Source organism: Dermacoccus sp. Ellin185 (assembly GCF_000152185.1).
In the GTDB taxonomy this organism is placed as follows: domain Bacteria; phylum Actinomycetota; class Actinomycetes; order Actinomycetales; family Dermatophilaceae; genus Dermacoccus; species Dermacoccus nishinomiyaensis.
Genome location: NZ_AEIQ01000074.1, coordinates 1 through 972 on the forward strand (window position 1 = coordinate 1; position 972 = coordinate 972).

General features: G+C 65.4%; 2 protein-coding genes and 1 other annotated feature. Both genes read right to left on the reverse strand.

The window, feature by feature from the left end:
* The coding region (locus HMPREF0321_RS07860) for an IS3 family transposase (protein WP_006945637.1) at positions 1 to 600 on the reverse strand (600 nt) is incomplete at its 3' end.
* Positions 514 to 642, reverse strand: a sequence feature (AL1L pseudoknot). It overlaps the preceding gene by 87 nt.
* Positions 603 to 972, reverse strand: a 370-nt coding sequence (locus HMPREF0321_RS07865; RefSeq protein ID WP_006945639.1) for an IS3 family transposase, incomplete at its 5' end; no start/stop codon positions are given. (Overlaps the previous feature by 40 nt.)

Consider the following 972-nt stretch of genomic DNA (forward strand, 5'->3'; position numbering starts at 1 on the left):
GTCGCTGTGGTGCCTCAGCCCCGTCACGTCCTGCCCGTCACGTTGACGGATCCACAACCCCATGTCCAGGGCGTCCAACGCCAGGTCGGTGCGCAGCGATTTCGACACCTGCCAGCCCACGACACGGCGCGAGTAGACGTCGATGACGAACGCGGCGTAAGCCCATCCAGTGAATGTTCGGCAGTACGTGATGTCCGCGACCCACAACTCGTTCGGCGCCGACGCGGTGAAGTCCCGCTCGACCAAGTCCGGACGATCATCCGGGCCACGCCCAGGAATCGTGGTGCGGGGTCCCTTCGCGCGACTGACGCCGCGCAGGCCCGCAGCACGCATGAGACGTTCCACGGTGCAACGCGCCACGGTGATGCCTTCACGCACGAGTTCAGCATGGACCTTGCGGGCGCCGTACACGCCGTAGTTGTCCTTGTGAACCCGGCGAATCTGCGCCGCCATTTCTACGTCGCGAACCGCTCGCGGCGACGGCGGGCGCGTCTTCGCGGCGTAGTACGTGCTCGGTGCGATCTTGACCCCAGCCTCGGTGAGGGTGCGACAGATCGGCTCGACACCGAACTCATGCTTGCGATCGTCGATGAACTCCACGATCAGTGATGTGGGCGGTCGAGCTCCGCCGCGAAGAAAGCCGACGCCGATCGCAGGATGGCGTTCGCGCGCCGTAGCTCGCGGTTCTCCCGCTCGAGTTCGAGCAGGCGTTCGTGCTCGCTCGTCGTCACACCGGGGCGGGTGCCGGCATCGACTTCTGCCTGACTCACCCAGTTGCGCAGGGTCTCGGGATTCACACCGAGCTGCTCGGCCACCCTGCGTACTGCTCCTCGTCGCCGTTCCGGATCTTGGCGAGCTTTGATCGCGAGACGTGTCGCGCGCTCTTGAAGCTCTGCCGGGTACTTCCGTGGTGCTGCCATGCTGTCCATCCTCGCGTTGAATGACAGCCTCCACCGAACCCGGGGCGATTCA